This is a genomic window from Paenibacillus sp. UNC217MF (assembly GCF_000686865.1).
Taxonomy (GTDB): Bacteria; Bacillota; Bacilli; order Paenibacillales; family Paenibacillaceae; genus Paenibacillus_B; species Paenibacillus_B suaedae.
Window position 1 is genome coordinate 29,753 of the sequence record NZ_JMLT01000003.1, and the last position, 22,848, is coordinate 52,600.

Here is a 22,848-nt window from a genome sequence, read left to right on the forward strand (position 1 = left end):
ATCAATACCTTACATAAGCATAATCAATGAAGTGATACAGATGATGCGATTCTCTTTTTCACAACTCACATCGATATAACGCCCTACATATGTTCCGGCGCTTCAATGCCAAGCAGGTTCAGCCCCGCTTCAAGCACATATGCCACCGCTGCGACGATACGCAATTTGTGGCGGCGCTCGATCTCATTCTCCACGAGAATCTGCTCCTGATGGTAATAACGGTTGAACTGCTTGGCTGCATCAAGCAAATACCGGGCGAAGATGGATGGCTCATTGCTAGCCACCGCCATCTGAAGAGCACGCTCATACTTGCTGAGAGACTTCAAGCAGATCCATGCTTCTTGACTTACTCCTCCTGTCGCAATTGATTTCTTTCCCAACTGCTCACCTTGCCTCTCGGCTGCATCCTTGCCAAGCGTCGCGGAATCCGCTGGACAATCAGAGTATGACGTCCATCCCCCTTTGACGAGCAAGCTCTTCGCTCTGACGAGTGTGAACTGTACATAAGGGCCGGTTTCGCCCTCATAGCGCAGCGCATCCTCCAAGTTGAAGTCAACAGACAACATACGACTGCTCTTCAGGTCACCGAAGATGATCGCACCAATCCCAACCTTCGATGCCACCTTGTCTTTCTCTTGCAGAGATGGATTCTTGTCTTCGATAATTTGGAGTACGCGATTCTCTGCCTCATTCAATACCTCATCAAGGAAGATAACCTTGCCCTTGCGCGTAGACATCTTCTTCCCTTCAAATGTCATTAAACCGAACGGTACATGAGCACATTCCTGTGCCCACTCATATCCCATCTTGGTAAGCACAGCGAATACCTGCTGAAAGTGCAGCTGCTGCTCCGCGCCAACTACATAAATCAGTTTGTCAGCCTTCATGACTTCCTTACGATAGATCGCCGTTGCCAAATCACGTGTCGGGTAAATCGTTGTTCCGTTGGATTTCAATATCAAGCATGGCGGCATGCCCTCATCATCCAAACGAACGACCATCGCCCCATCACTTTCTTCGAGCAATTGAAGCTGCTGCAAATGAGCGACGACCGCATCCATCTTGTCATTGTAGAAGCTCTCGCCAAGAACGTGGTCAAAGTGAACGCCGAGTCGTTCGTACATGCGGTTGAATTCGACCATACTTGCGTTAACGAAATACGTCCACAGCTGTACGGTCTCTGCATCGCCCGCTTCAAGTTTGCGGAACCATTCGCGCGCCTCGTCTTCCAGCTCCGGCTGCTGAGCCGCCTCCTCGTGGAATCTTACATACAGCTTCAAGCTCTCACGGATTGGATCTTGGCGCAGCGTATCATCATCCCCCCACAGCTTATAGGCCGTAATCAGCTTGCCGAATTGGGTCCCCCAATCCCCAAGGTGATTCACCTTCAACACTTCGTATCCTGCGGCTTCGTACAGGTAAGCGAGCGCATTTCCAATCATCGTAGAACGCAGATGACCGACATTGAACGGCTTCGCAATATTCGGGGACGACATATCAATAACGACACGCTGCCCCTCTCCGATCGACAACTTGCCGAATAACGGCTCCTGCATGCGAGCAAGACAAGCCTCGCCATAGTAATCTTGATCAAAACATACATTCACATATCCGCCAGAGGCTTCCGCTCGTATCCGAATGTTATCGCTCTCTTGATTGATGCGTTCAGCAAGTTCCACCGCAATCTGCTGCGGAGAACGTCTCCACTGCTTCGCCAATGGGAAGCAAGGGAACGCCAAGTCGCCCAGCTCGCTCTGCGGAGGTACTTCCAAGGCACGTTCGATGTCTGCCCCGTTCATGTTCATTATAGGTTCTAGTACTTGCGCGGCAATTTCTTTTAGCATAGGTTCCTTCTCCTCCTGTTGTTGGTTACGGTTCGCAACACGTCAAAAAGCCCCCGTCTACAAAGAGACGGAGGCTTGAATCCCCGTGGTACCACTCTACTTGACCCTATCCGGAAGCTTGTTGCTCCGAAAAGAATCCACTCAATAAATAACGGCTGTCGCCGGGCTCCCCTACGTCCCCATATATAAGGCAGTTCACAGAGCCAACTCCCGGGTCCGCTTCCTCTTCATTCCGTATCGGCTTCCACCATCCCGATTCGCTGCAGCACGGATTGTGCAGAGTACTCTCCCGTTCAACGTTGTTGCGTCGATTTTCATTTTACACATTATATCCAGAACAATTAGGAAAAATCAACCTATCACATGCATTATTTCAGAAAAATATTTCTTACTCTGCCGCCATTCGAGTACATAACGTCATGACCAGTAATGATTCACATCAAATTCGAGTCTCATTCTACTACTATCCGGCCAGCATCGATTACCGCATTGTATACTTGCGATCCTCAGTTCCATTCAATTCGACCGCAATATCTAGATAAGATTGCTCAATAAATTGGCATACATCTGGATAGATTAGAGGCTTGCCTGTTATATAGCGGCGATCTGGCGTTCCATGATCACGTATTAACAATTCACTGATCACTCTTGCACTGCCAACACCGGTCTCCACATATTGCTTCACGGCCGCCCGTTCAGCAGCAGTAAGCCCATTCCCAGCATTACTAACTTCTTGAACCACAGCAGCAGGCTCGGGCTCCGTCCACGACCATAAGTCGAACTCCTCTAGAATCGGTGCAGGAGCAGGTGCAGGTTCAGGAGCTGCGCTAGGCTCGCTTGTCTTAGGCGAAGGTGAAGCATTCCTCACCACCGGCTTGCGTCGCAGCATATTGATCTGCTTGTCCAACAAGGGCAGTCCAAGCGACAATTGCCGTTGTAGCTGTTCAGGCAAATCTGCCACAGAATAGGCATCTGGTGCAGGTTGCCAATCGTTGGCTATCTTCAACAGGATCTCATCAAGCTCATAATCAATGGCCTCGAATCCCTTCTTAATCGTCGCCACGATTGCAGCATCAATCCCTAAGTGCTCCTTCAAGTGCTCAATGCCGAATTTTTTGATCTCGCCTGTTTTCCGGTTTTTTACCTCATGCTGATATCGAAGAGAACGGCCGCATTCGCATCGCAGCTCTGGACTTATCGTCCCCGCATCTTTATACCCCGTATAAATCCAATCATCTAACAGCGCCTCGATGTCCTCTGGTGCCGCATGTTCTGGAACATGATGCCCCTTCTCCTTCGCCATCGCATTGGCGAACGCCGTGCGGCGAGAGCGAACGAGATAGTGATTCAGGAACTCACGTTGGTTATCATTGAGCTGAGATAACATCTCATCCCGTTCCTGGATAGTTAATATCATATCTTCTCCTCCTCGCGCTTTGCTCCATTACTGTCTATTGTACAGGAAGTAGAGCATGGAAGTGAAGGCATGCCTCACATGAAAAAGCCGCCCTAGCGCAGGCAGTCAATCACTCCCTCGCTGGGCGGCAACCTATGGTAGGCACATCGATAAGAACGGCGATCTCTAGGAAGAGAAGCTAAAAGAAGAATACTTATTCTTCATCAATGGCATTTTACGATCGGATCTGGACTTGCCATTATGAAGCATCAATTCGTTCCTGCGGCGCTTGAAAGCATTTCTTGCATACCTTAATCTGTACGCCATTCCCTCTTGTCCGATTATACAGCAGCTTAATGCGAGTGCTGGCGCAGACCGGACATGTACCTCGGCCACGTGAAGGCAGATTCCATAATGATTTACCGCGTTTGTTCTTCGCCATTCTATCCCCTCATTTCCTGTCAATTCATTCGTTCTCCTACCCTTATGTATGAAGGAGGGGAAATATGACTGTATGATTTAGCTTCATCATTTCCATCAAATCCCACTAACTCACAACACTTGATAAACACATTCCTTCACCGCTTTCGCTTCAACTCATGGTATGATGGAGATAAGTACTTCGGTATGAACATGAAAGAAGAAAAGGAGAATGATAATGGCAATTCGCATTCTTACCGACAGCGCTGTTGACCTCCCTCAATCCGTCATTGACGAGTTGGGGATTACGGTCATGCCGCTAATCGTTACTATAGACAATGAACAATATGAGGACGGAGTAACAATTACGCCGAAAGCCATGCTCGATGGCATGCGCGAAGGCAATGTATATAAGACTTCTCAACTCTCGATGGAGGTACTGCAGACAACCTTCCAATCGATTGCCGAAGCGAACGAGGAAGCTATCTATATTGCGTTCTCGTCGGAACTGTCAGGAACGTATGCCTCTTCCCGCATTATGCATGATATGGTACAAGATGACTTCCCGTCCTTCACTTGCAGCATTATCGATTCCAAATGCGCTTCACTCGGGTTTGGCCTTGTTGTTAGACAGGCTGCGCTCTGGGCGCGTGAGGGATTGCCTAGGGAAGAGATTATTACACGCACACAATCCCTTGCCCGGCAAATGGAGCATGTGTTCACGGTCGATGACCTGCAATATTTGTATCGCGGCGGACGTGTCAGCAAGTCATCAGCCATCATTGGCGGACTGCTCAATATTAAGCCCGTGCTTCATGTTGAGGATGGAAAACTCATTCCCGTCGATAAAGTAAGAGGCAGAAAGAAATCCATTCAGCGTCTTGTCGAACTGATGGAGGAGCGAGCGAATCTCGATGATAAGCAGCAGGTTATCGGCATCGCCCATGGTGATGACGCAGAAGCGATGGAGCAGTTGAAGTCGATGATTACTGAACGCTTCGGGATGACGAACTTCCTGATTAGTTCCATTGGCTGCGCAGTTGGCGCTCATTCAGGCCCAGGAACATTAGCGCTCTTCTTCCCGAATAAATCCTATTCCGTATAAAGGTTTCAGCATGGCTGCCTTGGAATTGAAGATGCAGGAGACGAATTTACTCGCTCCTTGAACAATAAGATGCCCGCACAATCGGCGCTAACCGAATCGTGCGGGCATCTGCTTCTTATGTCAGCTTCTGGACTATTGTTACATCCATTTCGCCAATTGATCCTCTATCGTATCTAATGTTACCTTGGACTTCTGGAATAATGTAGATGGCACGCTCGCGTTATATTTCACGATTTTCTGATTCACATCGGACATCGCAGCCGATACGTCGGCTTGGGGCTGATCCTTGCTCAGCTTCATAATACGCTGCAGTTCATCTCTAATCTCATGCTGAAGCGCAAGCCAGGAAGGGACTACATTCGCGTTGTGCAACACCCCATTCAACGGGTCTCCGCCTCGCACCTCTAGCGGCTTGCCCTTGTCAGGCAAATCATCCAATCCGCCCTTCTTCTCATATTGGGTAAAGACATCATCCAACCAATTGCTCATCATTCGTTCAGTTGCTATCGTTTGCGGTGCGTCCTCTGCGATTTCCGATTTGATCGGCTTAACTTCTGCTGACTGCTTGCTTTCCTTTCGGAACCAACCCATTGCGATCCCCCCAATCACATGAATAACATAATTATCCATTCCATTTCACAATTTTGTCTAGTATGCACCATCCTTTAAATGTGACAATTTCGTGCGAGTTACATTGTGCACTTAACTCCGCATAGCAAAAAACCCATTGGAATTCATCCAATGGGCCGTCACTATTGGTTATTGTCAGACTAGCTTGTTCAGAGCCTAAGAAGCTACAGAATGTTCAGTTTCTTCCTCGCTCTGCGTTCCATCAGATTGCTGCTTCGTACCGTTGAAGAGCAGGTTCATAACCAGCGCGGTAAAAGTTCCTGCTACGATTCCGTTATCCGTTAAGATTCGAACCGTTGACGGCAGGCTCGCGAACAATTGAGGCACTACCGTTACACCAAGTCCCATCCCTACCGAGCAGGCAATAATGAGCAGATTCTCATGACGATTCATATCTACTTGAGAGCCGAGCATCCGCAGACCGCTCGACACAACCATACCGAACATGGCAACCATGGCGCCGCCGAGCACTGAACTCGGAATCAACGTCGTTAATGCAGCAATTTTCGGTACAAGTCCAAGCAGCATCAGCAATCCGCCCGCTACCACGATCACATCACGTGTTTTCACACGGCTCATTTGGATAAGCCCGACATTTTGCGAATAAGTTGTATATGGAAAAGCATTGAAGATACCGCCAATCGTTATGGCTAGACCCTCTGCCCGATAACCACGTGCCAGATCCTTCGAATCCACGTCGCGGTCTATAATTTTGCCTAGAGCCATGAACACGCCTGTAGATTCAGCAATGCCGACCATTGCTACAATAATCATAGTCAGGATAGCCGTCATATTAAATTTCGGAACGCCGAAATAAAATGGCTGTACTGCATGGAACCAGGAAGCCTCCGCTACGGGAGTGAAATCAACCTGACCCATGAGAGCTGCGATCGTTGTGCCAATGACAAGCCCTAATAAGATTGATACCGCACGGATAAATCCAGCGGATAGCTTGTTCATAATAACGATAAATATGAGTACACCGAAGCCAAGCAGCAAGTTCGTTGGACTGCCGAAGTCCGGATTGCCTTGGCCTCCTCCTAAATCCGTGAATGCAACAGGAATTAGCGTTACACCGATAATCGTTACTACAGAGCCCGTTACGACAGGCGGAAATAGACGAATTAACTTGCCGAATAAGCCCCCGAACAAGATGACGAATATGCCCATTGCAATGATGGCTCCGTAAATATACGAAATGCCAAAATCCTTCCCGATTGCGATCATTGGCGTGACGGCTTGGAACGCACAGCCTAACACGACAGGCATCCCAATGCCGAACCACCGATTCGCAAATACTTGCAGCAGCGTGGCGATCCCGCACATAAATAAATCAATGGCAACCAAGTACGTAATTTGCTCTTGATTGAATCCTAAATTGCCGCCCACGATGAGCGGAACGATAACCGCTCCGGCATACATAGCGAGCACATGCTGCAAGCCGAGCGAGAAGGTTTGCAGCGGATTCCGATTTTTTACAAAAATACGGTTATCGGCTCGGCTCATTGCTGCACCGCTTCCGATGTCGTTTCCGCAGTTTCATCCACGAATGTTACGCCCTCATTTGACAGAGAAGCAATGCGAGCCAAGGATTCAACACGGTATCCTGCATCGAGCAGCATTTGGCGTCCTGGTTGGAATGACTTCTCAATAACGATTCCAAAACCAGCTACACTTGCTCCTACCTGCTCCACAATACGAGCCAGGCCAGAAGCCGCTTCACCATTTGCAAGGAAATCATCAATGATCAGTACACGATCATCAGCGGACAAGAAGCGCTTCGACACCGTTACCTCATTCGTCTCTTGCTTCGTGAAGGAGTATACCTTCTCTACAATAATGTCTTCGCGCAGTGTCAATGACTTCTGCTTGCGAGCGAAGATGAGCGGTACATTCAACTCCAGTGCTGTCATCAAACCTGGGGCGATTCCGGAAGATTCAATGGTAAGTACCTTCGTAATACGTTCACCTGCATAACGACGCACGAATTCTTGACCAATCGCTTGCATAAGCGCTGGATCCATCTGATGATTAAGGAACGAGTCCACCTTCAATACATTGTTGCCGAGCACTAATCCCTCTTGAGTAATCTTATCCTGAAGCTGTTTCATGTCCAGTTCCCCTTTCGACGTATACAGTTGAACGTCTCTCTTCTCTAATACGACAACAACCCGATTCCAATCCCCTCCGCTGCAGGAAGGTGATTGGAATCGGGTTGTACGAAACCTGAATGCTGGTTAGTGCTTGTACGATTCGAATCGTCAGCCTAACAAACATGCAAGCTATCGACTGTGAACCTCGTTTCCCAGCAGAATCACTGAAAGAAACGGCCGCGCTGCAGTATTACGGAATACGGACGTATTCACCCAAATCCACGACATAATGTGCGGCACGCTGGTTCCCCGTAGTCCAATCATTCCGGTGATTGGGTAGAAACATGCAGGCCAATTCCTGCACCTATACGAGAAGACGCTGCTTTATGATTGTAGCGGTAAGTATACCTCATTTTTTTACTGAAAGGAAGTAACAATTTCTGAAAATAACTGTTCCTATCTTCTTAATCAAATAATGTCAGCTGCTCAGCTGGGAGCGGCGGATCTTCCAGTCCAAGCATACGCTTGAACTGCTTCCCATTGTGCGCTGCATCGCCTCCCGAATTATTGTTGAAGATCATCCAGCAGCGGTTCGTATTCATCAAGAGAGATTGGATATGTCCCTTCCACTCTGTAAGCTCTTGCTCATCATAACGGTACAAATAACGAACATCTCGCCAATTCGGCTGACCGCTTGCATTCCAGCCAGATTCATTGCGGCCGTGCATCCGAATCATGGTAGCCTCTGCCTGTGTCGATACAAGTACCGTTGGCACACTTCCTTCACCTGCCTGTGGTTCATCGCAAATACTATGAATCCAGCCTTCCTCGCGCATAAATGCAAGCGTCCGCTCACGCACTGGTTCCACAAACCAGCTCTGATGTCTGAATTCAAGAGCAACAGGCAAGCCCTCCATCCATTCCCGCGTACGCCGTAAGATGTCTACATTTCTGCGGTCGCAATGGAACCAGGGAGGATACTGAAACAGCACTGTTCTAAGCTTGCCCGCTTCTTGAAGCGCCTCGACGGATTGACGGAACACGTGAAACATCTCCTTCGTACTCGTATAAGGATGCTTCCCGCGAGAATGCCCTGTCATCCCCTGATACGCCTTAACGATAAATCCGAAGTGCTCAGGTGTCTGTTCGCACCAACCCAGCATTCGCTCAGGAGAAGGAATAGCATAGAAAGAACTGTCCAATTCCACGATTGAAAAATGCCGTGCATATTCACTTAGCTTCTCAGCAGCTCTTGTCCCCGGCCCATACAGCGCATCCTGATCCCCCCAGCCCGCTAGTCCAACTTCAATCTGATGATGCTCCATCCCCGACTCCTTCCACACCTTGTATTTGCTCTTATGTACACGCCATACTCATGTCTTCTTCATAAACGTCGAACCATCGGACAATATTTCCTTACTCATCATGATACATATCAATTTCAGTTCTGCAACTTATGTACATTACGCCCCTTCGTGCCAAAACAACCTTTTTCTGAAAAATATACTCATAACAAGATAATAAATGTACACGCTATAAGTGAGATAAGCGCTCTCCGCATTCAACATCTTGATCGTTGAATCGTTGCTTCAATAACGATAATTATGCTACTATATATTTGTTAGCAAAAGCTAGAAATAGAATATTATACCCTAGATGCGAATATCGCCTTGAAAGGATGACCAAATACGATGACTACATCAATGAATGCTAGCGAAACTATGCTGTCGCGCCACTCTGTTCGTAAATATGTTCCACATACACCAATTGCCTCTTCCGAATTGAACGAGATCTTGGAGCTTGCCGGATCCGCACCATCTGCTTGGAACTTGCAGCATTGGCGCTTCCTCGTCTTCCAACAGGAAGATACGAAGCAGAAGCTTCTGCCCATCGCCTACAATCAGCAGCAGGTTGTTGACTGCTCGGCTGTCATTGCCGTGCTTGGCGACACACAAGCGAACTTGATGGCGTCAGAATTGTATGGCGAGCAGCTGCAAGCAGGCAACATCTCGCAGCAAGTGCATGATACACTGGTAGGCAACATTAACCGCGCCTATGCATCTTCCGAGCAGGTTGGCACCGAAGCAGCGATCCTCAACAGTTCACTTGCTGCCATGCAATTGATGCTTGCCGCCAAAGCTAAAGGCTGGGACACTTGCTCAATGGGCGGCTTTAGCAAGGAGCAGTTCGTTACGGAATTCAACATCCCGTCCCGCTATGTGCCGGTGATGCTTATTACACTTGGCAAAGCAGCTGCACCTGCGCATGCAACAAGCCGCTTGCCATTGGAGCGTACGGTGTTCCATGAATCATTCCCAGCGAATCAATAAGATATGATCCTTATTTTTTGAGCACAATGAAATACAAAAGCGCCCATCCCATGGATGTGGCGCTTTTCTCTGTTGCTTAGGATTAGCTCGGATTCCAGCGCATCTTCACTTCCAGCTCGCAGCATCGTCCTGCCGCAGGATCCGTGTTGAAAATGATTTGGATACCATCTGGCGTAAATTTTACATCCAGCCTCGACTGTACCCCGATCTCGCGTATAAGCCGTATCACCTCAGCCTTGTTGCCCCGCTGCGCTGCGTCCATAACGGCAGTCGCCAGAGAATGCGAGCTCCTCAGTCGATCAAGCACACGTACCGCCTGCTCCGCTAGGGAATAGGTACTGGCTGCTGAGGTTACAAATATGCTCGAATCCATAGGCGGATAAGTTTCTGGAATGCGATCCCGCTTACCCAATACCGGTCGGACAGAAGGCACTCGTATGATGGATTGCAATGATCCTACCCGACACGTAATCCCTGGTTCATTAGACGACATCTCACACATCCCTCGTTTCTAAGTAGTCCGTACGAAGAAGGTACTATGTCAGCCTATGTAAGAGGAGCACATTTCGTGTTCTTCATTGCGGCTTAGCGGCGTGCTAAAAAATGCTCCAATCGTATCGTTCGGACAAAGCGCCAAGCAGATGTACCCCTGCTACACTATTGCCTTTCTTATTCAGGGAAGGCCCAACGACACCGATTCCCATCTTGCCAGGAATGACTGCAAGAATACCGCCAGACACACCGCTCTTGGCCGGGATGCCCACGTGAATCGCAAATTCTCCCGAGGCATTGTACATGCCGCACGTCACCATGAACGAATTCGCAATCTGCACATAATGCTTCGGAATGTAGCAGCGTCCTGTCTGTGGATTGCAGCCGCCATTTGCCAATACAAGAGCCATACGCGCAAGATGGTCGGTATTTACCTCAATTGCGCATTGGCGGAAATACACCTCCAGCGTATCCTCTACATCCGCTTCAAGTACACCATTATCCTTCAAGAAATAAGCCAATGAACGATTCCGATGTGCCGTATCCTTCTCGGATTGGTATACTTCCTCATTCCACGTGATGGAAGGGTCATCCGCCAATTCTCGAATGAATTCAAGCATGCGCATTGATTTTTCCTCAGGCGTTCCCCCCTCAATTAACGAGGCGATAGTAATCGCCCCTGCATTGATAAAGGGATTGAACGGCTTCCCAGGGTCAACGAGCTCAAGCTTCAAGATTGAGTTGAAATCATCACCAGTGGGCTCCATCCCTACCTTATTAAATACAACTGCCTCGCCGCTATCGAGCAAGGCCAAGAGCAGTGAGAAGACCTTGGATATGCTTTGCATTGTAAATTTGAACTTGCAATCGCCTGCATGCACCTGTTCACCTTGAATACCGAACAAGGATATGCACAGCCCATCCTTCGGAGCATTTGCAAGCCCCGGTATATATGAAGCGACCTCTCCATCCTGTGATACTGTCCGGCTCTCCTCTACCCAATGAGGGAGCTCTCTTCTAAGTTGCTGCCAATAGGTCGTCATACGTAATGTACACCTTTCCTTCCTTCAACCAACATTGCGATAAACATATCAGCATCTCGCTGATGAGATATATATGGTTATATCTATCGTTTCTTGGTTAGCGGGTTCACATGCGTCAGCATGTTATGCTGTCCAGCCTGTACTCTAGTCCTCACGCTGAGGCTCCGTAACACGCGAAACCTTGTTCACAATCTGTGATTCATACTGGGCAAACGCAGGTACAACAGCCCATCCCCGCTCCTCCATCATCATTTGCAGCCGCAGCTTCCGTTCATTCAGCTGCCTGCGTGTGTCACCAATCTTCTGTTCATCTTCGGGAGTGCAGGCAGCGAGAAGCTGTTCCAAGCGAACGACTTCGCGTCCTACATGCAGCTCTTCCGGCAACAGGCCCGCATTCTGCATCATCAAATAAGCTGGTCTCAATTCCTCAGGAACATGCGACAAGTCTTTGAGCACCAGAGGCTTCCCCTTGCCTGGCAGCTCATCGAATCCACCTTCATTCATTGCCTCTTGAATCTTCTGCTCTGCCATCCATCCGATAATATCCATGATTGCACACCTCGCTATTCGACTACATCTAATGTAGACATACCCTGTAATAGGATACCACTAATCACCCCAGAATTTTAACTGGAAAATTAACAAAAAGAACTCACCCTCAGCCAATGAGGGCAAGCTCTTGTTATTCGTGCCAGTTCAATTACAAATCAATTGGAATCGCTGCTTGTGATTTATGCCAATCCTCTTCGTGAGTCAGTAAAAATTGCTCTGTCGTTAAGTAAAAAGAGATAGGCGGCTTCTCTTTTAAATAATGGCGCTGCATGAGCAGGTCATAGTGGACTTGGCGGTTGCGTGTTCCCGTGAGTACGGGAAGATCATCATGTTCATCCAAATAATCATCGACCGCAGCCTGAACCATATCTAGATATATCGGAATGTGCTTGTCTTTCTCTTCAAATATTTCGTACGTATAATGGGACATATAGAACTTCTGATCCGATTCCCCACCTAAATAACGGCGCAGGCGTTTCAAATCAATGCTTTGATCCCCTAGGAGCAGGGTCGTTCGTTTAATCTCTTTTGGCATATCTTTCTCATATTGAAGCACCGCTCTGCGGACATCTTCTAACGTTACATGCACCGCTTCAAGAGCTGCCTTAGAGTTTTTCTTATCCCGTTTGAACCATTGTGTGAACCAACGCATATCAGATCCCACCTTTCTGCCTCCGTATGATAAGGAAGATGGAAGCAGGAATCATGTATCCGCTTACATCTCTATTATAACATAATTTTCATTAATCGACATGTTTGGTTGTTCCGGTATTCCTTTAACATATGAATAACCAATGTTCATCTCATTCACTCACGCGCAGGAAAAGAAAAATGTCGATTTACCATATATTACGTATTTTAAATTTGAAGGTTTCACGTTATAAAAAAAGACCATCTCTGCATGGCAGTCGCGATGACTGCGAGAGATGGCCTTTCCCTATGATTAATGAAGAAATATTGAAGGTCTATGTGCGCGCGATGAAAACTAGCGAGGATCAGTTCTTATGCTTCAGTCGATACTGCTGCTTCATGACGTGCGCGAGCGAGCTTTGTTGCTTCTACCATGTTGCGCAGTGCAGCTACCGTCTCCGGTTCGCGGCGCGTCTTCAGACCACAGTCTGGGTTAATCCAGAACGTCTCAACCGGAAGCACTCGAAGCGCTTGCTCGATAATCCGATCAATCTCTTCCACAGCAGGCACACGTGGGCTATGAATATCATATACACCCAGACCAATGCCAAGCTCATAGCTCTGCTCCTCTAGTGTTGCAATCATATCGCCGCCACTTCGTGCCGTTTCGAGCGAGATCACGTCCGCATCCATCTTGCGGATCGTATCAACCATGTCGGAGAAGTCGCAATAGCACATATGCGTGTGTACTTGCGTCTCAGGCGCTGCTCCGCATGTTGCAAGCCGGAAAGCAAGCACCGCCCAATCCGTATAATAGACAGCGTCCTCCGCCTTAAGCGGCATACCTTCCTTCACTGCAGGCTCATCGACCTGGATCATGCCAATACCTGCAGTCTCCAGTGCTGCAATCTCTTGACGAAGCGCGTACGCCAGCTGGAATGCCGCCTGCTCGCGAGGAATGTCGTCACGTACGAACGACCAGTTCAAGATCGTTACCGGCCCCGTAAGCATCCCCTTAACCGGCTGAGACGTCAGGGACTGTGCAAATGCCGTTTCCTTCACCGTCATCGCCTCTGTGAACGCCACATCTCCGTACAGAACCGGTGGTTTTACACAGCGCGAACCATAGGATTGAACCCAGCCGAACTTCGTGAATGCGAACCCGTCCAGCTTCTCACCGAAGTATTCGACCATGTCCGTGCGTTCGAATTCACCATGTACCAGCACGTCAATGCCGATCTCTTCCTGAATGCGAATCCAGCGTGTCATTTCCTCTTCCAAATACGTTTCATACGTCTTCGCATCCCATTCTCCCTTGCGGAAGCGAAGGCGTGCGCGCCGGATATCCGCAGTTTGCGGCATACTGCCAATCGTTGTGGTCGGCAGCAGTGGCAGCGATGGCCAGCGCTTGCGCTGAAGCTCCTTGCGTTCCTCGAATGGAAGACGTTCAATTCCTTTTTCCTTCTCTGCACGAAGCAGTTCTTCCAACGCTTGAACGACTTGCGGACGCTGTCTTGACGGTTCTGTCCGCCATGCTTGAACACGAGCACCGCTCTCTGCTAATGCTGCACGCGTCTCTTCACTCGGGCTTGAGAAGTGACGAGCAAGTAGGGCAGTCTCCTCCAGCTTCTCATCCGCGAACGCCAATGCCTCGCGCACTGGTGCTGACAGCTCAGTTTCCCGCGCCGCCGTGAGTGGTACATGAAGCAGGCTGCATGATGGCTGAATAATCCAGCGTTCCTTCGGTACAATCTCTTCCACAGACTCGAGCCATGCTGCTGCTGCAGCCAAGTCCGTACGCCAAATATTGCGGCCATCAATAATGCCGACAGCAAGCTGCTTCTGCGCAGGGAATCCGAATTGACGAAGCGCTGCTTCATTTCTCCCTCTATCATGAACAAAGTCTAATCCGAGCGTATCCACCGGAAGCGACACGAACGCTTCGTAGTCGGACACCGCATCGAAGTAGGTCTGAACCCATAACGATAAACTTGGTGCTGCCTTACGCAATTCGGCATAGACTTCCTTCACAGCAGCCCAATGCTCGCTTGGCATTTCCAGCACGAATGCAGGTTCATCCAATTGCACAGCCTGCACACCTTCACCCTCCAACTCGCTAAGCAACTGTCCGTATACCCCTACGAATTGGCGAAGAACGTTCAGGCGCTCTTCCGGTTTAATCCCTTTAATAAAGCGGACATAAGTATATGGCCCGATGATGACTGGCTTACCTTCAATGCCATGAATCTGCTTCGCTTGGCGATAGGCTTGCAACGGGCGATTGACCGTAAGTTGCGGCGCCTTGCCTTCCCATTCCGGCACAATGTAGTGATAGTTCGTATTGAACCACTTCGTCATCTCGCAAGCTACCGCATCCTGTGTTCCGCGAGCCAAGGCGAACAGCAAATCTGCGTTCACTTCTCCACCATCATATGCAAACCGTGACGGAATCAATCCAAATGTGGCCGTCATATCAAGCACATGATCATACCAGGAGTAATCATTTACTGGAATTAGGTCAATGCCAGCGTCCTGCATCGTCTTCAGCCGAACATCATTGATGCGCGCCAATCCTTCTTCCAGCTGCTGAACAGAACTATTCCCAGCCCAATATTGCTCCAATGCCTTCTTCCATTCCCGGTCGTATCCGATCCGAGGGTAACCTGCTGTGCTTGTCTTGATTGAATGAACTGTCATCATACTGCCCCTCTCCATGAGTCATTTTGCCGTACGGGATATAATTGGACAATTTCTATCGCTTAACACGGAATTAAGATTGCAGTTGAGCGCTCTACCCCACCATATGTGACTTTATCACTCAGACTTCAGATATTTTCATTGCATCCCAATATGCAAAAAAGACATTCCTGTCCAACAACAGAAATGTCTCGTAAACGTCCATGAAGTCATAGTGGAATAGATCGATCCTTCCGTCTCATTAGCAGACTGCCCTCATGCTAAGAGGAATCGAAAACCGATATCCATGCTTACGAACACTTCCCTATCTCCCGTAGGTACGAACAGTGTTGTCAAAACAGGCAGGTCTCCTGGCTTCAGCTTCATTGGCCTTTGCAGCCTTCCCGATCGATTACGACCAGTGGCTCTCTCGCAATACCTCAACTGTCACAGTGGCGGGACCGCGCCGGATTTCCAACCGGCTTCCCTATTAAGCTTCGACGTTACCCAAAGCACCTGTTTCCTCCTATTCAATTGCATTGAAAGTCGCAGTCACGCTTCCCCCAATTGAGAACGATTATATATCTAACCAGAACGAATGACAAGGATTTTTTCTCATCTCTACCCAAAATAAACAAATACCGGAGCTGTCACATTATCTTCATTAAACTCTAATTCACTAAGCGTCTATCCATGCACAATAGGCGAGCCTCTCGGCTCGCCTATTGATGATTACGGGTTGATGCGCTAGATGACCATTCCTTCATGCAGAAAGACAATATCTTCACCTTTCTCATCTAGCGTCAATTCACGATTATCCAAGAACCATACATCATTTTGCTCCATAAAGAACGTAATGCCGTTCACAACTTCCGTCACTGCTGGATATTGCGGACTGTCTTTCATGATGCCGAATGAATAAGGTCCTGAAGCACTGAATCCGCTGTAGCGGACGAATATGCGTACTGAGTCTCCTGCTGTAAATCCCCAATCAGCCAAAAAACGCTCGACTGCCTTCGCTGTAACGCGTAATTGCATGTTCAGACCTCCTTAATCATACCTTTCATCCGATTTGATCATACCATGTGGCCGCCACTTTTGTTAACACCAAAGTTGACAGTTCGTCAATGATCCGCATCATCATTACCGCATAATACGTTCGGCGATATAATTATATGCTACCTTCTGTTTAGGAACATCACGATCTCTACCGAGAAATTCTGCCAGGTTACAGCTTGATGCGTTGAAGCCGCAGTGCATTCAGTACAACGGATACCGAGCTGAAGGCCATAGCCGCACCTGCAAGCCATGGGGCAAGCAATCCAATTGCTGCAATCGGGATGCCTATCGTATTGTATACGAGTGCCCAGAACAAGTTCTGCTTAATGTTGCGCATGGTACGGCGGCTCATCTCCATCGCATCCGCAATGCCGTTCAAGTCGCCACGCATTAAGGTTACGCCTGCCGTCTCCATTGCTACATCCGTACCTGTACCGATCGCGAACCCTATGTCCGCTGCTGCCAGAGCTGGCGCATCATTAATTCCATCGCCTACCATGGCCACAACACTGCCTCTCTGCTGCAGCTCGCGCACATGCTGTGCCTTCTGTTCAGGCAGCACCTCTGCAAATACATCATCAATCCCTACTTGTGACGCGATTGCTCTGGCCGTGCGTGTGTTGTCTCCCGTCATCATGACAACGCGTATCCCCATTTGATGCAGCCGCTCAATGGCCTTCTTCGAGGAAGCTTTCACTTGATCGGCAACGGCAACTATGCCTTTCCAGCTGCCATCAACCGCGATAAGCATTGCCGTCTTACCTGCCTGCTCCATATCTTGCAATGCTTCCTCTGCATCGCTGCTTGCTACCCCGTTCTTCTCCATCCATCTGCGTGTGCCGACAATAATCTGATGCCCATTCACCTCAGCCGCTATTCCATATCCAGGTTCAGCTCGGAATGAATCCGGTTCGACCGTGCTGATTCCTTGCTCAGTCAATCCCTTCACAATCGCCTGTGCCAATGGATGCTCGGATTGCTTCTCAGCAGATGCTAGTAAGGTCAAGAGTTCTGTCTTCTCGTCTTCATTCCCATCATGCAATACAACATCTGTAAGCGAAGGAGCCCCTTCTGTTACGGTTCCTGTCTTGTCGAGCACAACCGTCTGCACCCGATAGGCGCCTTCCAGATGCTCGCCGCCACGGAATAGTACACCATATTCTGCAGCACGTCCGGTTCCTGCCATAATCGACGTTGGCGTTGCCAAGCCGAGCGCACACGGGCAAGCGATTACGAGTATGGCAATGGTACGAGACAAGGCTACACCGAAGTTGCCTGGTTCAACAGCGAAATACCAAATTAAGAATACAAGCACCGCAATTCCAACGACTATCGGCACGAAGATGCCTGATATTTTATCAGCGATCCGCTGAATCGGAGCCTTGGAGCCCTGTGCCTCCTCAACGATTTTAATAATTTGCGAGAGCGCCGTCTCGGAGCCGACCTGAGTCGCTTTCATCGTAAATGCCCCCTGCGCATTCACGGTAGCCCCGTATACATTATCGCCGGCTTGCTTCTCAACAGGGACACTTTCACCGGTAAGCATGGATTCATCCACGGTCGAAGTTCCGCTAACTACAATGCCGTCTACCGGTACTTTCTCACCCGGGCGAACAAGTACGAGATCCCCACTTGCCACATCCTCCACAGGCACTTCCACTTGTTCACCGTCGCGCACAACGGTTGCCGTTTTGGCACGCAGCCCCATCAGAGCCCGGATCGCTTGAGAAGACCGTCCTTTAGCCGAAGCCTCCAGCCATTTACCAAGAAGAATGAGCGTAATGAGAACAGCACTCGTCTCAAAATACATCTCAGGATGGTGAAGCTCGCCAATCTGCCATTGCCACGCCAAGTACACACTGTACACATAAGCTGAGGTCGTACCGAGCGCAACAAGCACATCCATATTGGCGCTCCCACTGCGGAGTGCCTTAAATGCCCCAACGTAGAAACGTGCCCCTATAATAAATTGAACCGGCGCTGCCAGTACCATTTGTACCCAAGGGTGCATGAACCATTCCGGCACCCAAATCCATGAGGTGAAAGAAAAATGACCCACCATGGACCACAGAAGTGGAATGGACAATAGGGCAGAGACGAGGAACGTATTGCGCAATCGACGCATATTCCGCTGTGTTGGCGATTCCTGTTCACTCTCGCCTTCTTCCTTCTTCAGCCGCCCCGTATAACCTAGCTGAGAGATCTTATTCAATATATCTTCTTGCTTCAATCCAATAAAGGTGACCTTCGCCGTCTCCGTTGCTAAATTGACTGCTGCCGTCTGCACTCCCTGCATACGGCTCAGCCCCTTCTCAATGCGAGTGGAGCAAGCGGCACAAGTCATTCCTTCAATTTGCAAATCCAACGTTTCTACCGGAACCTTGTATCCGAGATGCTCGATCTTATCAACGACTTGCTGCAAGGTTACTGCATCACCGTCATATTGCACAGCCGCTCGTTCTGAAGCAAGATTGACAGATGCTTCTGCGATGCCGTCCATACGATTCAAGCCTTTTTCAATTCGTGTTGCACATGCGGCACAGGTCATTCCTTCAATCGGCAACATTGCTTGCTTTTCTGCCATTGTCATGTCCTCCTTATCCTTCTTAAGCATACCCCTATACCCTATATCTGATTCCAAAAGAAAACTCCTCTGAAGGAGTGTTCTTTGCAGTAATCAATCAGCGTATTCAGCATAATATGAGAATCGGCGCCTAATCATTACACGACGTCGTAGCCTTGCTCCTCAATTGCCTCACGGATTTGTTCCGGCTTTACTTTGGACTCATCATAAGATACGGTTACTTGTTTCGCAGCCAAATCAACCTGTGCAGTTGCACCTGTACCTTCTACCGCTCGTTCTACTGCTTGCTTGCAGTGCCCACATGTCATACCTTCTACTCTCCATGTTTCGTTAACCATCTTACTTCCTCCTCTGTCCATTCCTTAAGGGAACAGGCCATGTTCTTATTTTAGTAATTTATGAATCGTTGTTAGCAGCTCGTCTATGACTTCCGGCTCCCCGTCTTGCAATCGCTCAACGACACAACTCTTCATATGCCCTTCGAGCAGCAATTTGCCAACTGAATGAAGTGCAGACTGGATGGATGCGATCTGATTCAGCACATCGTCACAGTAGGTATCTTTTTCAATCATGGATTTCACGCCTCGCACCTGACCTTCAATGCGATTCAAGCGGTGAACCAGCTTCTTCTTCATCTCATCTGAGTGATGACTCTTCCGCTTCCCGTCTGGAGTGTGGTGCTCGCACCCTTCTTCACTTGTATGGCAAGCATCTTCTGTACCAAAAGCAGCGGTCATCACGTCATCGACTTGTTCATCGATACGTTCGTTTGACATTTGTGTATCACCACCTCATGCATTAACTATACTATACCCCCCTACCCTATGCAAGCCCTTTTTTTGAATGCTTGCTTCTGCAGCTAACTCGAATTTCTCGCTGTGGTAAATTAGGGTTGGTTATTTCTTCGGAAAATGGTTAAAATTTAAGTGTTAGTCTGGCTTCAGGCCCATTGTCTAACAGACGAACTTATTGTTATTACTTTCGAGGAGGCACACTTATTATGACCCAAATGACAAAAGTGTCCCGCGTCGCGTTGATCGGATCGGGCTTTGTTGGCTCCAGTTACGCGTTCGCGTTGTTCAATCAAGGGTTGGCCGCTGAGCTAGTCATTATCGACGCTAACCGCAAAAAAGCAGAAGGGGATGCGATGGACTTGAATCACGGTCTTCCGTTCGCATCCAATATGCGCATATGGGCTGGAGACTATAGCGATTGCAAGGATGCTGACCTCGTTGTTATTACAGCAGGTGCGAACCAAGCACCAGGAGAAACACGTCTTGATCTAATCGGCAAAAATGCGAACATCTTCAAATCAATCGTTACTTCCGTCATGGAGAGCGGCTTTGATGGATTGTTCCTGGTCGCAACAAATCCAGTCGATGTTCTTACATATGCAACCTGGAAATACTCAGGTCTGCCTGCTCATCGCGTCATCGGCTCCGGTACAATTTTGGATACCGCACGTCTGCGTTATTTGCTCGGCGAAAAAATCGGCGTTGATCCACGCAACGTCCATGCCTACATTATGGGCGAACATGGAGATACTGAGCTCCCTGCGTGGAGCAATGTCAGCATTGGCGGCCAGCCGCTCGAGCATTATCGCAAGACGCATGGAGAGCCGACACAGGAAGAATTGGATGATATCTTCCTGAATGTACGCGATGCTGCTTATCACATCATCGAGCGTAAAGGGGCTACCTACTACGGAATCGCAATGGGCTTGGCTCGCTTGACAAAGGCTATTCTGAAGAATGAGAACTCTGTGCTGTCCGTATCTGCCTTGCTGACCGGACAATATGGTCTGGATGATGTGTACATCGGCGTTCCTGCCGTCGTAAATCGCCAAGGCATCCGCGATGTATACGAGCTTCACCTGTCTGAAGACGAGATGCAGAAACTTCATCATTCCGCAGGCGTGCTTAAGCAAGCAATATCTTCGGTATTCCCGAAATAATGTTGGTTGTTGATTGTGAATAAACGAATGGCGCACTGTCCATAGACGGTGCGCCTTCCTAATTACGCATTCACAATCATTGTACGTACTTGCTCTGGAAGCTCCGCAGCCTCCTCCTTCGACAGGCCAGCTGTCGATACTGGAGGAAGAACGGTTACCTCCACATGAGCAGGACTGATCCAATTCCCATTCGCCTCCATCAGCTTGTAAGAACCCGATATCCGAACAGGCACAATAGGGAACCCTGTCTTCGTAGCGACGCGGAAGCCGCCATTTTTGAACTCACCGATGTGTTCACTCTTGCTTCGTGTTCCTTCAGGGAAGATGACGATCGGATGTCCACTTTCTACGAGCTTGCCCGCCTCATTCAGACTGTTCATGGCTTGGCGTACGTTGCTGCGGTCAACGAAGATGCAGCGCAAGTACTTCATCCACACACGAATGAAAGGCAGCTTCGCCAGCTCTGCCTTGGCCATCAGCGCTTTCGGCTTGCCAACATGCCCAAGCATGATCGGCACATCGAAATTCCCTTGATGATTCGAGATAAAGACGGCTCCGCCTTCTGGGATATGCTCCAATCCACGAACCGTTACCTTCGCACCGGCTACACGCAGCAATGACCGCGCCCATTTTCCGACCTGCTTGGCCGTGTAGGCATCCAGTTCTTCATACCGACCTTGCTTATATAGTCGATTGGCCTTCCACATCCCAGGGATAATGAAAAGTAAATAAAGCCAAAAATAAATAAACCAAATCAATGTTCGTATGAATTTCATGATGTGATGTAATTCCCCTCTACAACGTATCGATGTATGATGCCATTATTAAATCATTCCTGTTATGCACATCAAGCTAGACTATCAAGCTATTCTATCAAACCAGTCAATCAAGCCACTCTTGTGAGCAAGGCACACCCTCAACGGAATTCGCTGCAATGATGGCATTATGGACGGCATAAGCAAGCACCTCGGCTGCCCACATGCCCACCAGATCAACAGAGGCGTCTATTCCGCCTGTTGTCATCGCGAACACTGTATCTCCGTCATACATCGTATGGACAGGATAAATGGTACGAGCCAAGCCATTATGCGCCATTTGTGCAATTTTCGTCATTTCGGTCTTTGTGAATGTTCCATTGCAAGCGACTGCGGCAATTGTCGTATTTGTCCCCGGCTTCATCGTCGCTTGGAAGGGATTAGCCAATTGCGTTAGGAAAGACAACGGATCAATGAACTGTCCCTTCTCATCTGCTCTTGCCCCAGCTAATGTTATACCATGCTTCGGATGTCTCACTTCGCCAACCGCATTGACAGCAACAGCCGCACCAATAACAAGACCATTTGGCAATTGTACAGAAGCCGTACCAAATCCGCCCTTCATTGCTCGTTCCACTCCCGCGAACTTGCCAAGCGTTGCACCTGCGCCAGCACCTACATTGCCTTCGGCAACCGCTTCAGACGTCGCATTCTCAACAGCCGAATATCCCATCTCTGCAGTTGGTACGACTGTCGGATTGCCTATCGCCAAGTCAAATAAAATAGCTGATGGAACAATTGGCACCTTAGCAACGCCGACATCAAGTCCAATCCCCTGCTCCTGCAATCGCTGCATTACCCCTTGTGAAGCAGCGAGTCCAAATGCGCTTCCGCCGCTGAGACACAATGCATGAATATGCTGAACGAGAGCGGTTGGCTGCAGTAACTCCGTTTCACGAGTGCCAGGCGCTGATCCCCTGACATCAACGCCGCATACAGCCCCTTGTTCTGCTACAATGACTGTACAGCCTGTATGTGCCTCATTATCATGCGCATGCCCGACAACAATACCTGGTACATCCGTGATTGCGCCAGGATAGCGAGCAGGCTTGCCCCCGGGTTTGATATTCCAATGGGAAGATTGCATATTCGCACCCTTTTCTGTGATCGTTGTTAGATGTCTATTTCCGGTTCTCATGATTCGATGATGCATGAAGCGTCCAGCTGCGGAATCATACAACATAAATGCTACTCGTAACTCGCTGGTGACTCGTCGAGCTTTGTA

At 48.9% G+C, this 22,848-nt stretch carries 21 protein-coding genes, 2 riboswitches and 1 other annotated feature; of the genes, 3 read left to right on the forward strand and 18 right to left on the reverse strand.

The features are described from left to right. Positions 1 to 83: 83 nt before the first annotated feature. From argS to BP95_RS0100205, 3 genes are all read right to left on the reverse strand, one after another. The gene (gene argS, locus BP95_RS0100195; protein WP_028531155.1) at positions 84 to 1,844 is read right to left on the reverse strand and encodes an arginine--tRNA ligase; all 1,761 of its coding nucleotides are present in this window, start codon (positions 1,842 to 1,844) and stop codon (positions 84 to 86) included. Positions 1,845 to 1,904: 60 nt separating this feature from the next. After that, positions 1,905 to 2,150, reverse strand: a binding site (T-box leader). Positions 2,151 to 2,325: 175 nt separating this feature from the next. Then, positions 2,326 to 3,261 (reverse strand): DUF3895 domain-containing protein, encoded by a 936-nt coding sequence (locus BP95_RS0100200; RefSeq protein WP_028531156.1) that lies wholly within the window; start codon positions 3,259 to 3,261, stop codon positions 2,326 to 2,328. A 238-nt stretch (positions 3,262 to 3,499) separates the two neighbouring features. After that, positions 3,500 to 3,682, reverse strand: coding sequence for a hypothetical protein (locus BP95_RS0100205; RefSeq protein ID WP_021256440.1), 183 nt, complete (start codon positions 3,680 to 3,682; stop codon positions 3,500 to 3,502). 216 nt (positions 3,683 to 3,898) lie between these two features. Between BP95_RS0100205 and BP95_RS0100210 the strand changes: the two genes are divergently transcribed. Beyond that, positions 3,899 to 4,765, forward strand: coding sequence for a DegV family protein (locus tag BP95_RS0100210; protein WP_021256441.1), 867 nt, complete (start codon positions 3,899 to 3,901; stop codon positions 4,763 to 4,765). A 138-nt stretch (positions 4,766 to 4,903) separates the two neighbouring features. Here the strand turns inward: BP95_RS0100210 and BP95_RS0100215 are convergent, their stop codons facing one another. From BP95_RS0100215 to BP95_RS0100230, 4 genes are all read right to left on the reverse strand, one after another. Further along, positions 4,904 to 5,356 carry a DnaJ family domain-containing protein gene (locus tag BP95_RS0100215; protein ID WP_197035270.1) on the reverse strand — a complete coding sequence of 151 codons (453 nt, stop codon included), beginning with the start codon at positions 5,354 to 5,356 and terminating at the stop codon, positions 4,904 to 4,906. Positions 5,357 to 5,551: 195 nt separating this feature from the next. Next, positions 5,552 to 6,901 carry a nucleobase:cation symporter-2 family protein gene (locus BP95_RS0100220; protein ID WP_028531158.1) on the reverse strand — a complete coding sequence of 450 codons (1,350 nt, stop codon included), beginning with the start codon at positions 6,899 to 6,901 and terminating at the stop codon, positions 5,552 to 5,554. Next, positions 6,898 to 7,506, reverse strand: a complete 609-nt coding sequence (locus BP95_RS0100225; RefSeq protein WP_021256444.1) for a xanthine phosphoribosyltransferase — start codon at positions 7,504 to 7,506, stop codon at positions 6,898 to 6,900. The genes BP95_RS0100220 and BP95_RS0100225 overlap by 4 nt, the downstream gene beginning before the upstream one ends. Positions 7,507 to 7,780: 274 nt before the next feature. Next, positions 7,781 to 7,880: riboswitch (purine riboswitch) on the reverse strand. Between the two features lie 72 nt (positions 7,881 to 7,952). Next, positions 7,953 to 8,813 carry a DUF72 domain-containing protein gene (locus BP95_RS0100230; protein WP_021256445.1) on the reverse strand — a complete coding sequence of 287 codons (861 nt, stop codon included), beginning with the start codon at positions 8,811 to 8,813 and terminating at the stop codon, positions 7,953 to 7,955. A 366-nt stretch (positions 8,814 to 9,179) separates the two neighbouring features. On the opposite strand from BP95_RS0100230, the gene BP95_RS0100235 reads away from it, so the two are divergent. Further along, positions 9,180 to 9,818 carry a nitroreductase family protein gene (locus BP95_RS0100235; RefSeq protein ID WP_021256446.1) on the forward strand — a complete coding sequence of 213 codons (639 nt, stop codon included), beginning with the start codon at positions 9,180 to 9,182 and terminating at the stop codon, positions 9,816 to 9,818. Between the two features lie 82 nt (positions 9,819 to 9,900). Here BP95_RS0100235 and BP95_RS0100240 read toward each other — a convergent pair whose 3' ends face one another. The 9 genes from BP95_RS0100240 to BP95_RS0100280 all read right to left on the reverse strand — a co-directional run bounded on the left by BP95_RS0100240 (position 9,901) and on the right by BP95_RS0100280 (position 19,630). Next, positions 9,901 to 10,311: a YuzC family spore coat inner layer protein gene (locus BP95_RS0100240; protein WP_021256447.1), complete on the reverse strand. Its 411-nt coding sequence runs from the start codon at positions 10,309 to 10,311 to the stop codon at positions 9,901 to 9,903. Between the two features lie 103 nt (positions 10,312 to 10,414). Next, the gene (gene glsA / locus BP95_RS0100245; RefSeq protein ID WP_021256448.1) at positions 10,415 to 11,353 is read right to left on the reverse strand and encodes a glutaminase A; all 939 of its coding nucleotides are present in this window, start codon (positions 11,351 to 11,353) and stop codon (positions 10,415 to 10,417) included. 144 nt (positions 11,354 to 11,497) lie between these two features. Then, positions 11,498 to 11,902 carry a DnaJ family domain-containing protein gene (locus BP95_RS0100250; protein WP_021256449.1) on the reverse strand — a complete coding sequence of 135 codons (405 nt, stop codon included), beginning with the start codon at positions 11,900 to 11,902 and terminating at the stop codon, positions 11,498 to 11,500. Positions 11,903 to 12,053: 151 nt separating this feature from the next. Further along, positions 12,054 to 12,557 carry a DUF3939 domain-containing protein gene (locus BP95_RS0100255; protein ID WP_021256450.1) on the reverse strand — a complete coding sequence of 168 codons (504 nt, stop codon included), beginning with the start codon at positions 12,555 to 12,557 and terminating at the stop codon, positions 12,054 to 12,056. A 350-nt stretch (positions 12,558 to 12,907) separates the two neighbouring features. Then, on the reverse strand, positions 12,908 to 15,232 hold the full coding sequence (metE, locus tag BP95_RS0100260; protein ID WP_028531160.1) for a 5-methyltetrahydropteroyltriglutamate--homocysteine S-methyltransferase: 2,325 nt from the start codon (positions 15,230 to 15,232) through the stop codon (positions 12,908 to 12,910). A 323-nt stretch (positions 15,233 to 15,555) separates the two neighbouring features. Further along, a riboswitch (cobalamin riboswitch) is annotated at positions 15,556 to 15,746 on the reverse strand. A gap of 212 nt (positions 15,747 to 15,958) precedes the next feature. Beyond that, positions 15,959 to 16,249 carry a HesB/YadR/YfhF family protein gene (locus tag BP95_RS0100265; RefSeq protein WP_021256452.1) on the reverse strand — a complete coding sequence of 97 codons (291 nt, stop codon included), beginning with the start codon at positions 16,247 to 16,249 and terminating at the stop codon, positions 15,959 to 15,961. Between the two features lie 190 nt (positions 16,250 to 16,439). Next, positions 16,440 to 18,854, reverse strand: a complete 2,415-nt coding sequence (locus BP95_RS0100270; protein WP_028531161.1) for a heavy metal translocating P-type ATPase — start codon at positions 18,852 to 18,854, stop codon at positions 16,440 to 16,442. A gap of 137 nt (positions 18,855 to 18,991) precedes the next feature. Further along, on the reverse strand, positions 18,992 to 19,192 hold the full coding sequence (locus BP95_RS0100275; protein WP_028531162.1) for a cation transporter: 201 nt from the start codon (positions 19,190 to 19,192) through the stop codon (positions 18,992 to 18,994). 45 nt (positions 19,193 to 19,237) lie between these two features. Continuing rightward, positions 19,238 to 19,630 carry a metal-sensitive transcriptional regulator gene (locus BP95_RS0100280; RefSeq protein WP_028531163.1) on the reverse strand — a complete coding sequence of 131 codons (393 nt, stop codon included), beginning with the start codon at positions 19,628 to 19,630 and terminating at the stop codon, positions 19,238 to 19,240. A gap of 224 nt (positions 19,631 to 19,854) precedes the next feature. On the opposite strand from BP95_RS0100280, the gene BP95_RS0100285 reads away from it, so the two are divergent. After that, positions 19,855 to 20,808 carry an L-lactate dehydrogenase gene (locus tag BP95_RS0100285; RefSeq protein ID WP_021256456.1) on the forward strand — a complete coding sequence of 318 codons (954 nt, stop codon included), beginning with the start codon at positions 19,855 to 19,857 and terminating at the stop codon, positions 20,806 to 20,808. A 62-nt stretch (positions 20,809 to 20,870) separates the two neighbouring features. On the opposite strand, the gene BP95_RS0100290 is transcribed toward BP95_RS0100285, so the two are convergent. Continuing rightward, entirely contained in the window at positions 20,871 to 21,584 is a 714-nt protein-coding gene (locus BP95_RS0100290) for a lysophospholipid acyltransferase family protein (RefSeq protein ID WP_028531164.1), read from the reverse strand. A 106-nt stretch (positions 21,585 to 21,690) separates the two neighbouring features. Continuing rightward, positions 21,691 to 22,710 carry a P1 family peptidase gene (locus tag BP95_RS0100295; protein ID WP_028531165.1) on the reverse strand — a complete coding sequence of 340 codons (1,020 nt, stop codon included), beginning with the start codon at positions 22,708 to 22,710 and terminating at the stop codon, positions 21,691 to 21,693. Positions 22,711 to 22,848 lie beyond the last annotated feature (138 nt).